The 8,992-nt window shown below is 70.3% G+C and carries 10 protein-coding genes; 1 reads left to right on the top strand and 9 read right to left on the bottom strand.

Annotation, left to right across the window (positions count from 1 at the left end; all coding sequences use genetic code 11):
* Positions 1-117 precede the first annotated feature (117 nt).
* The 7 genes from AB0M83_RS47610 to AB0M83_RS47580 all read right to left on the bottom strand — a co-directional run bounded on the left by AB0M83_RS47610 (position 118) and on the right by AB0M83_RS47580 (position 6,720).
* A complete protein-coding gene (locus tag AB0M83_RS47610; protein ID WP_364529146.1) occupies positions 118-663 on the bottom strand; it encodes a TetR/AcrR family transcriptional regulator in 546 nt (181 codons plus the stop codon).
* Positions 664-745: 82 nt separating this feature from the next.
* Positions 746-2,059, bottom strand: a complete 1,314-nt coding sequence (locus tag AB0M83_RS47605) for an ABC transporter substrate-binding protein (RefSeq protein WP_364529143.1) — start codon at positions 2,057-2,059, stop codon at positions 746-748.
* Complete coding sequence (locus AB0M83_RS47600) at positions 2,046-3,116, bottom strand: branched-chain amino acid ABC transporter permease (protein ID WP_364529140.1); 1,071 nt, start codon at positions 3,114-3,116, stop codon at positions 2,046-2,048. The genes AB0M83_RS47605 and AB0M83_RS47600 overlap by 14 nt, the downstream gene beginning before the upstream one ends.
* The gene (locus tag AB0M83_RS47595) at positions 3,113-3,964 is read right to left on the bottom strand and encodes a branched-chain amino acid ABC transporter permease (protein ID WP_364529138.1); all 852 of its coding nucleotides are present in this window, start codon (positions 3,962-3,964) and stop codon (positions 3,113-3,115) included. The genes AB0M83_RS47600 and AB0M83_RS47595 overlap by 4 nt, the downstream gene beginning before the upstream one ends.
* 28 nt (positions 3,965-3,992) lie before the next feature.
* Positions 3,993-4,700 (bottom strand): ABC transporter ATP-binding protein, encoded by a 708-nt coding sequence (locus AB0M83_RS47590; RefSeq protein ID WP_364529135.1) that lies wholly within the window; start codon positions 4,698-4,700, stop codon positions 3,993-3,995.
* Positions 4,693-5,514, bottom strand: a complete 822-nt coding sequence (locus AB0M83_RS47585; protein ID WP_364529132.1) for an ABC transporter ATP-binding protein — start codon at positions 5,512-5,514, stop codon at positions 4,693-4,695. Before AB0M83_RS47585 ends, AB0M83_RS47590 begins: the two co-directional genes overlap by 8 nt.
* 231 nt (positions 5,515-5,745) lie before the next feature.
* Positions 5,746-6,720 (bottom strand): ABC transporter substrate-binding protein, encoded by a 975-nt coding sequence (locus tag AB0M83_RS47580; RefSeq protein ID WP_364529129.1) that lies wholly within the window; start codon positions 6,718-6,720, stop codon positions 5,746-5,748.
* 356 nt (positions 6,721-7,076) lie between these two features.
* Between AB0M83_RS47580 and AB0M83_RS47575 the strand changes: the two genes are divergently transcribed.
* Positions 7,077-7,988, top strand: a complete 912-nt coding sequence (locus AB0M83_RS47575; protein WP_364529126.1) for a kelch repeat-containing protein — start codon at positions 7,077-7,079, stop codon at positions 7,986-7,988.
* 3 nt (positions 7,989-7,991) lie between these two features.
* On the opposite strand, the gene AB0M83_RS47570 is transcribed toward AB0M83_RS47575, so the two are convergent.
* Together AB0M83_RS47570 and AB0M83_RS47565 are read right to left on the bottom strand one after the other, a co-directional pair.
* On the bottom strand, positions 7,992-8,255 hold the full coding sequence (locus AB0M83_RS47570; protein ID WP_364529124.1) for a hypothetical protein: 264 nt from the start codon (positions 8,253-8,255) through the stop codon (positions 7,992-7,994).
* A gap of 10 nt (positions 8,256-8,265) precedes the next feature.
* Positions 8,266-8,598: a hypothetical protein gene (locus AB0M83_RS47565; RefSeq protein WP_364529121.1), complete on the bottom strand. Its 333-nt coding sequence runs from the start codon at positions 8,596-8,598 to the stop codon at positions 8,266-8,268.
* Between the last annotated feature and the right edge of the window lie 394 nt (positions 8,599-8,992).

Below are 8,992 nucleotides of genomic sequence, written 5' to 3'. Positions count from 1 at the left end.
CTCGCCATGATCCAAAGTCTAACGCAGGTCGCCTCCGATGCAGTGAATGACTCATTCCTGGCGTCCGGCGCCAGGAATGAGTCATTCACTGCATTCAAACCGAAGCCGGCACGTCCACTAAGGACGAAGACTCCGCAGCATCAGGTTCGCGAAGTGCTCCCCGACCTGCTCCCCCGACAGCTCACCCTCGGCGTGGTACCACATGTGGAGCCGGTGGATCGCGCCGTAGTGGTAGTTGATCACCAGGTCGGCGGGGACGTCGCCGCGGAAGATCCCGGCGCGCTGGCCCTCTTCGACCAGGGCTCGCACGCGCTCGTGGTAGCGGCGGCGTTCGGCTCGCACCTGGATCTGCTTGGGCTTCTCCAGCAGCGGGAAGGACTGGAAGAACACCGTCGCCGCGTCGAGGTCCGCGATGCTGGTCGTGACGACGTCGGCGATGATGGCGTGCAGCCGTTCCGGCAGGGGCAGGTCCGACTCGGCGATGGTCCGCATCCGCTGGGCCTGCATCCGCAGCATCGCGGTGTAGATCTCCAGGAGCAGGTCGTCCTTGGACTCGAAGTAGTGATACAGCCCACCTTTGGTGACGCCGGCCTCTTCGACGATCTCCCGGACCGTCGTGGCCTCGAACCCCTTCTCGGCGAACAGGCGCACAGCTGCCCGCATCACCCTGTCCCTGACCACCATGTCGCCACCCTAGATGAGCGGGCGGACCGGCCCGCGCGGCGCCGCGGACCGGCCCACGTCCTCACTTCCCCAGCAGGTTCACCTGGTCGGGGGTGACGCGTTCGCCGCTGTACGGCGTGATCGCCCCGGTGCCCCGGTCGGTGACGGCCGGTTGCTGGATCACCGTCGTCGTGGTGTCCGGGTTGATCTTGAACACGTACGCGCCGGTGTACCCGGAGTGCGAGTCCTTCGAGAACCCGAACGGCGTCAGGCCCGGTCCCTTGAGGGCGCCGGAGCTCATGGCGTCGACGATCTTCTGCCGCGTCGGGTCCGGCCCGGCGGCCTTCAGCGCCTGGCCGAACGTGTACGCCTGCACCATCCCGTAGAACAGCGTGTTGGTGAGCGGCTCCTTCGGGATGTACTTGTCGTGGATGCCCTTGAAGTAGGCGACCCACGGGTCGGACGTCTGCGCGACGTCGGGCAGGTAGCCGGTGCCGATCAGCCCGTTGAGCAGCTGGCCGCTCGACACGCTCGCCCCGCCGCGCTTGGCGAAGTCCTGCAGCAGCCCGGACAGCGTCGCCGGGTCCGCGCCGATGCTGCTGACGACGAACTGCGGCTTGTACCCGATCTTCGCCGCGGCCAGGATCGACAGCGCGGTGAACGCCGGGATGCACTCGCAGACGACGACCTCGGCGCCCGCGGCCTTGAGCGCGGACAGCTGCGGCGTGACGTCGGTGTTGGCGCTGTCGTAGCCCTGCCGCGCGACGGTCTGGTCCTTGATGAACTGGTCGAGCCCGGCCTGGGTGTCGCGGCCGACGTCGTCGTTCTGCGTGAAGTACCCGACCTTCTTGCCCGCGAAGGTGTCCTTGATGTACTTGCCCTGGACCTTGCCCTCACGGGCGTAGTCCAGCTGGTAGCCGAAGGTCATCGGCGCCTTCTGGGGGTTGTCCCACGCCAGCGCGCCCGAAGACACCAGCAGGTCCGGCACGCCTTCGGAGTTCAGGTAGTCGACGACCTTCGAGTGCGTCGGCGTGCCCAGCCCGCCGACGATCGCGAACACCTTGTCCTGCAGGACGAGCTTCTTCACGACCTCGACGGTCTTCGTCGGGTTGTAACCGTCGTCCTCGACCTTGTAGTCGATCTTGCGGCCGTTGATCCCGCCGCCGTCGTTGATCGCCTGGTACACCGCGCGGGCGCCGACGGAGATCTTGCTGTACCCGGGCGCGGCCGGGCCGGTGAGCGGCTGGTGGCTGCCGATGACGACGGTGTCCTTGGTGACGCCGACGGCCGAGTCGGCGGCCTGCTGACCGCCGCCGTCGCTCTCCCCCGCACCTCCGCACGCGGTCAGCGCCAAGGCCAGGGCGAGGAAGCCCGCGCCGGTTCTAGTGCTTCTCATTGTTCTCCTTCTTTTCGGCGGGTCGACGGAGAAGTCCGCGCAGCCGCTGAAAGCCGCCCTGGATGCCGCGCGGGAAGGCGAGCACGACGACGATGAGGATCACGCCGTACACCGCGAGCGGGAGGTTGTTGGCCACGTCGGTGTTCAGGTGCAGGACGTCGGCGAGGTCCTCGGACCAGGCCTGGAAGTAGACGAGCGCGACCGCGCCCCACAGCGCGCCCCAGAGGGAACCCAGCCCGCCCAGCACCACGGCCGCCAGCAGGCTCAGCGAAAGCGCCGGCGTGAACGAGCCGGGTGCGGCGGTGCCGAGCAGGAACGCCTGCAGGCCACCGGCCAGGCCGCCGCAGACCGCGCTGATGAGGAACGCGAGGATCTTCGTGCGCCCGACGGCGATCCCGCTCAGCGACGCGGCGACCTCGTCGTCGCGCACGGCGCGGAAGTCGCGCCCGAGCCGGCCGCGCACGACGTTGACCACCAGCACCAGCGCGATGAGCACGCTGAGCCAGACGATCCAGGTCTGCCAGCGCAGTTCGGGAACGGCGATCCCGGACGGTCTGCTGTGGACGGTGAAGCTGAGCCCGTTGCTGCCGCCCAGGAAGTCCTGGAACCGGCGGGTCAGCGCGGGCAGGCCGACGGCCAGCGCGAGCGTCGCCCCGGCGAGGTACGGCCCCCGCAGCCGGGCCGCGGCGGCTCCGGCCAGCAGCCCGGCGAGCCCGCCGGCGGCCGAGGCGAGCAGCAGGTCGGCCCACAGCGGGAACGCCGGCACCCGGCGCACCAGCAGCGCGACCGTGTACGCGCCGATGAACATGAACGCGCCGTGGCCCAGCGAAACCTGCCCGGTGAGGCCGGTGAGCAGGGTCAGCCCGGCGACCGCGATCAGGTAGTAGCCGATCGTCGCGATCCGCAGGTTGGTGAACTCGTCGGTGACCAGCGTCAGCACCACGACCACGGCGAACGCGGCCAGCGCGAACAGGACGTGGCGCAGCAGGGGCGGCAGCACCCGCTTCTTCTTCGCCGTCGCCACGGCGGTTTCCGGAACACTCGTGCGCACGGTCATACCCGCCTCACCTTCGCGCGGCCGAACAACCCGCTGGGACGCACGATCAGCACGACGACGAGGATCGCCAGCGCGGCGATCGTCACCATCTCCGGCCCCAGGTACCCGGACACGTAGGACAGTCCGACGCCGAGGACGAACCCGCCGGCGATGGTGCCCAGCGGGTTGTCGAGGCCGCCGAGCACCGCCGCGGTGAGGGCGTAGACGAAGACGCCGTCGAGCACGTTCGGGAAGAGGAACGGCGGGGTGGCGAGCAGTCCGGCCAGCGAACCGACCGCCGCCGCGAGGCCCCAGCCGATGGTGAGCATCAGCCCGACCCGCACGCCGAGCGTGCGCGCCACCTCCGGGGCGAACGCGGCCGCCCGCATCCGCAGGCCCAGCGGCGTGTACTTGAACACCACCAGCACGAGCGCGGCGATCAGGAGCACCACGAGCACCACGAACAGGTCGTTGGCGGAGAACCGGCCGACGAAGTCGAAGGCGTACGGGAACGCCAGCGGCTCGTTGGACCAGATCATGCCCGCGATCGCCTGCAGGACCAGGAGCAGCCCGAGGGTGACGATGATCGAGCTCAGTTCGGAGCGGTGCCGCAGCGGCCGGATCAGCAGCCGTTCGGTGGCGACCCCCAGCAGGGTCCCGGCCACGATCGCGACGGCGAAACCGAGCCAGTAGCTGCCCGTCGCCTTCGTCACCGAGTACGCGAGGTACGTCGAGATCAGGGCGAGGGCGGGCTGGGCGAAGTTCACCACCCGGGTGGCCCGGTAGATGATGACCAGCGCGAGCCCGAGCGCCGCGTAGACCGCGCCGGCGGAGATCCCGCCGAGGGTCAGGTCGAGGAATTCCTGCATACCGGACCGTTCTCTCCCTGGTGGTTGCTCAGAAACCGAGGTAGGCGTGGCGGAGACCGTCGTCGGCCAGCAGCTCCGCGGCGGTGTCGACGGCGACGACCCGGCCCAGCGCCAGGACGTAGCCGCGGTCGGCGATGGACAGCGCGGAGTGCGCGTTCTGCTCGACGAGCACGACGGTGAGCCCGGTCGAGGCCCGCAGGTCACGCAGGATCCCCATGATGCGGGCGGTGATCAGCGGCGCGAGGCCCAGCGACGGCTCGTCGAGCAGCAGCAGTTCGGGCCGGCTCATCAGGGCGCGGCCGATGGCGAGCATCTGCCGTTCACCGCCCGACAGCGTCGACGCGGGTTTCGCCGAACGTTCTTCCAGCGGCGGGAAGAGCTCGTACATCTCCTTGCGCGCGGCCTCGCGGTCGGCGCGGTCGCGGCGCCACAGCGCGCCCAGCCGGAGGTTCTCGTCGACGGTCAGCTCGGTGATCACGCCGCCGCCTTCGGGCACGTGCGCGACCCCGCCGCGGGCGATGCGGTCGGGCGCCAGGCCGGTGAGTTCCTTGCCGTCCCAGGTGATCCGGCCGCCGCGGGCGGGCTGCAGGCCGCTGATCGTGCGCAGCAGCGTCGTCTTGCCGGCGCCGTTCGCGCCGAGCACGGCGGTGATCCCGCCGCGCTCGACCGCCAGGCCGACGCCGTCGAGCGCGCGGACGGCGCCGTAGGCCACGGAAAGCTCGTCGATCTCAAGCACCGGGCGCCTCCTCGGCGGGGTCGCCGAGGTAAGCCTCGGTCACGCGGGGGTCGGCCTGGATCTCGGCCGGCGTGCCCGCCGCGATCACCTCGCCGAAGTTGAGCACCACGACGCGGTCGCAGACCTGCATCACGAGGTCCATGTGGTGCTCGACGAGCACGACCGCCATGTGCCGCCGCAGCGACAGGATCAACGTCGAGAGCTCGGCGAGCTCGGCGGCCGAGAGCCCGCTCGCCGGTTCGTCGAGCAGCAGCAGGTCGGGCTCGGCCACCAGCGCCCGGGCGAGGGCGACGCGTTTTCGCACGCCGTAGGGCAGGACGCCGGGCAGCCGGTCGGCGAGGTCGGCGATCCCGAGCTCGCCGAGCGTCTGGCGCGCCCGGTGCGCGAGGTCGGACTCGTCGCGCGCCGAGCGTCCGGCGCCGACGAGCGCGGGGAGCACGCCGGCCTTCGAGTGGCGGCCCGCCCCGGCCATCACGTTCTCGAGCACGGTCAGCCCGGCGAACAGGCCGAGGCCCTGGAGGGTGCGGACGATCCCGAGGCCGGCGAGGTGCTCGGGGCGGTGCCGCACGAGCGGTTCGCCGCGCCACAGCACGCGGCCGGACTGGGGCCGGACGAAGCCGCAGACGACGTTGAACAGCGTGGTCTTCCCGGCGCCGTTGGGCCCGATGACCCCGACGACGGTGCCGGGATCCACGCTCAGCCGGACGTCGTGCAACGCGGTGAGCCCGCCGAACCGCACGGTGAGGCCGTCGACCACCAGCAAGTCCTCGCCGGGCACGTCCTCGCTGGGCAGAGCCTCACCAAGAAGTGTCATCGTCGACTCTCCCGTCTCTCCTGTCCCACCATGTGGACCAGGCCGTACCGCGCGGTCGGTATGAAGAGGGTGGGGCGCGGCGCCGGTCGTGTCAAGGTGCGAACCGGCAGAAACCGGATGAAGGCGGGCGGTCCGTGAATTTCGCGATAGCCGCGTGCCGGGAGAAGTCCTTACGACGCAAGAAGGGCGGGCGCGCTCTTCAGCGCACCCGCCCTTCCCGCCCGGCTCCGGTCAGCCGGTACTGGCCTGCGGCGCGATCATCGACGAGGCGTCGAGCTTCGTCTGGACGACGCCCAGCTGCTGCAACAGGTCCGGCACCCGCTGGATGCGGCGGGCGTCCAGGGTGGACCCGAACGCGGGCATCACCATCAGGCTCGCGATGTCCTGGTCCACTTTGGCGTTGCGGACGACGAGCGGCTCGATCCGCGCGCGGTCGACCGCGGCGCGCGTGGCGTTGAGCATCGCGCGCTGGAACGCGAGCATCGTCTTCGGATGGGCCTCGACCCACTTCGCCGTCGCACCGAAGCCGGTGAGCGGGAAGGCCTGCGTGCTGCCGCTCGCGGCGTCGACGACCGGGTACGCGCCGGCGACCTTGGCCGACTGCGTGAGGAACGGTTCCGGCTGGTAGGCGGCGTCGACGCGGCCCTGCGCCAGCGCGGCCGCCATCTCCGGCAACGGCATCGGCACCCACTGCACCTTGTCGAAGCCGACTCCGTGGTCCCGCATCACCGACCGGGTCAGCACGTCCGAGGCGGCGTTCTTCGAGCTGATGGCGATCCGCCTGCCGTCCAGGTCTTCCACCGTCTTGACCGGCGAGTTCGGCACAGTGACCAGCTCGTTGCTGCGCGGGCTCGCCGAGGTGGCGTCCGCGACCAGCTTCACGTCCGTGCCGTTGTTCTTCGCCAGGAAGAACAGGGTGTAGGTGGACAGCGCGAGGTCGTCCTGGCCGTTCGTCATCCGGGTCAGCGCCTCCTGGCCGCTGGCCCCGGTGTCGGCCTGCACGTCGAGACCTTCGGCCTTGAAGTAGCCGCCTTCCCGCGCCAGCCAGAAGGTGGCGAGGTCGACGGCGGAGAAGATCGCGACGCGGATCGCCGGCTTTTCGACGGCGCCGGGACCGCCGGACCCGCCTCGCTGGCTGCACGCGCTCACCAGCGCGAGGACGAGGGCGAGCACGGCGAACCGGCGGGTCGAGGCGCGTTGGGGCATACCACTCCTCGGAAAGGAATCTTTTCGATCACGGAAATCCGGCCGTATCAGCCGTGATCGCCGGACTGTAGATGACGTTTTCCGGGTCCGCAAATATCGATTCGGGAAAGCCTGAACGCCGTTCAAACGGGTAATCCACTGACTGACCGGTGCTCACCAGGGGAAACAAACCCACGAGAAACCGGCACAGAGCGTGATCGATGTCCGCCAACCAGCCGAGCGCACTACAGCGGATGACCCATCGGGAAAGGCATCGCCGACGGGTGGCCGGTCAGCGAAAAACCGATTCCGGCCGGAGCCGTAACAAACAGATCGTCTTCGGAGACTCTGGCGGGGGAGAATGGGAGGGGGCGCCGATGAACGTGTCGTGGAGGTACCGGCCGCCGATGCTGTCGCCGAGGTTCGCCCACGAGGTGGCGACCGTCGGCGACGACGTCTTCGTGTTCGGCGGGACGGACGGGAACGTGGGCTTCGGCTCGGTGGAGACGCGCAAGGTCACCGGCGGCGGCGCCTGGCGCTACGTCAGCCCGATGCCCACCCCGCGCGGCAACCACGCGGCCGGCGTCGTCGGCGGGCTGGTCTACGCCGCCGCCGGCATCACCCCGGACGGCCGCACGACCGACGTCGTCGAGGTGTACGACCCGGCGGCCGACGAGTGGCGGCCGAGCCCGCCCCTGCCCGTGCCGCTCGGTGCGGCGTCGGCGGCCGGTCTGGACGGAAAGCTCTACGTGGCAGGCGGTTTCGTCGGGGACGGCGATCCCGGCGAGCACGCCACGGACGCGGTGCTCGGGTTCGACCCGGCCACGCGGCACTGGACGCCGGTGGCCCCGATGCTCACCCCGCGGGCCCGGTTCCGGCTCATCGCGGCCGGGGAGCACCTCTACGCGCTCGGCGGTTTGCCGAGCCGGCGCCAGAACGCGCTCGACTCGGTGGAGCGGTACGACCCGGAGACCGACCGCTGGGAGTCGGTCGCGCCGATGCGCAAACGGCGGGGCGCGCCCGGCGCGGTGCGGGCAGGCGACCGGATCGTGGTGGTCGGCGGCGGTCCCGCGCCGATCGAGGACCCGACCGCGCGGGACCGCACGAGCGAGGTCCTCGACGTCCGCACGGGGGAATGGGTGCTGCTGGGCACGGTGCTCCCCCACGGCCGGGCGTCGCTGGTCTGCGCGGCCACCTCGGCGCACCGGGTCCTCGCCATCGGCGGGAACGCGAACCTCTACGGCAGCCTGGTCACGGTGCCGGACGTGCTGTCGCTCAAACTCCCTTGAAGGTCAGCAGAACCAGCCGGCCTGGATCCAGCCGCGCTGGTTGACGTGGCCCATGGCGTAACCCTCGGCCCAGTCACCGCGGGGCGAGTACCGCGACAGCTCGAAGTGGTCGCCCCGGTAGAGCGTGCCGACGATGACACCGGCCGGCTGCGTCCGGACGTAGAGGTCCTGGGCACAGATTTCGTGCACGGTACCGGCCGAGGCGGCGGGGGCCGCGGCGATCGCCGCGGCAGCGGTGAGTACCGCGGTCAGGATGGCGCGTTTCATCGGTTCCCTTTCAGTTCAGGGTGAAGCAGTCGCGGAGGAGGAAGCCCCATTTGCTCGTGCCGTGCCAGAAGACGTCGGCCGAGTTGTGGTCGGAGGTGATGTAGCGGACGCCGATGTAGTTGCCCTGGACGAGCGTCGCGATCGGGTCGGAGTGGCCTTGGCCGGCGGTGTAGTTGCCGAAGAGGGTGGCGGTCTGACAGGTGATGTGCGCGGCACGGGTCGGCACCCAGGGGTCGTTGATAGTGCCGCTTCCACTTTGGACGGTAGCCCCGGCGGGGGCGGCGCTGAGCCCCACCGCGGCGACGGCGATGAGGAGCGCGGCCGTGAATGTTCGCTTGATCATTTCGGTCCTTTCCGGACGGACGTAGTTCGGTGCCGTCGTTGTGAGGAAAGAACTACCTTCCGCTGCGGCCGGACGGAAGCCCACGCGATGCCCAGGGGTGCACACTTCGGGTCCGGCTGTGCAGCGGCCCCGGTCAGCGGCCCGGCCCGGCAAACGTCTTGAATGAGTCATTCAGGGCGCCGGAGGTCCTGAATGAGTCATTCAGGACCTCGGTGCCGAGGCGCTCCACCCCCGCCACCCAGCGCCGGTCCCGGACTCGCCCTACGTCCGCGCGGAACTCCGGGTGGCGCTCCAGCCTGGCCTCGAGCGCCCCAATGTGGCCTTGGTTGCGTTCAACGCACCGAAGGCCGCCTTGGGTGCGTTGAACGCACCGAAGGCCACATTGGGTCGCCAG

Source organism: Amycolatopsis sp. NPDC051106, assembly GCF_040682775.1.
GTDB lineage: Bacteria > Actinomycetota > Actinomycetes > Mycobacteriales > Pseudonocardiaceae > Amycolatopsis.
This window is presented reverse-complemented; position numbering and strand designations above follow the sequence as displayed.

What these genes read in the sequence shown, in the direction of transcription:
- AB0M83_RS47570 (WP_364529124.1), bottom strand. Translation starts at nt 8,255, where the DNA reads ATGAAACGCGCCATCCTGACCGCGGTACTCACCGCTGCCGCGGCGATC.
- AB0M83_RS47580 (WP_364529129.1), bottom strand. Translation starts at nt 6,720, where the DNA reads ATGCCCCAACGCGCCTCGACCCGCCGGTTCGCCGTGCTCGCCCTCGTC.
- AB0M83_RS47610 (WP_364529146.1), bottom strand. Translation starts at nt 663, where the DNA reads ATGCGGGCAGCTGTGCGCCTGTTCGCCGAGAAGGGGTTCGAGGCCACG.
- AB0M83_RS47600 (WP_364529140.1), bottom strand. Translation starts at nt 3,116, where the DNA reads ATGACCGTGCGCACGAGTGTTCCGGAAACCGCCGTGGCGACGGCGAAG.
- AB0M83_RS47595 (WP_364529138.1), bottom strand. Translation starts at nt 3,964, where the DNA reads ATGCAGGAATTCCTCGACCTGACCCTCGGCGGGATCTCCGCCGGCGCG.
- AB0M83_RS47565 (WP_364529121.1), bottom strand. Translation starts at nt 8,598, where the DNA reads ATGATCAAGCGAACATTCACGGCCGCGCTCCTCATCGCCGTCGCCGCG.
- AB0M83_RS47585 (WP_364529132.1), bottom strand. Translation starts at nt 5,514, where the DNA reads ATGACACTTCTTGGTGAGGCTCTGCCCAGCGAGGACGTGCCCGGCGAG.
- AB0M83_RS47575 (WP_364529126.1), top strand. Translation starts at nt 7,077, where the DNA reads ATGAACGTGTCGTGGAGGTACCGGCCGCCGATGCTGTCGCCGAGGTTC.
- AB0M83_RS47605 (WP_364529143.1), bottom strand. Translation starts at nt 2,059, where the DNA reads ATGAGAAGCACTAGAACCGGCGCGGGCTTCCTCGCCCTGGCCTTGGCG.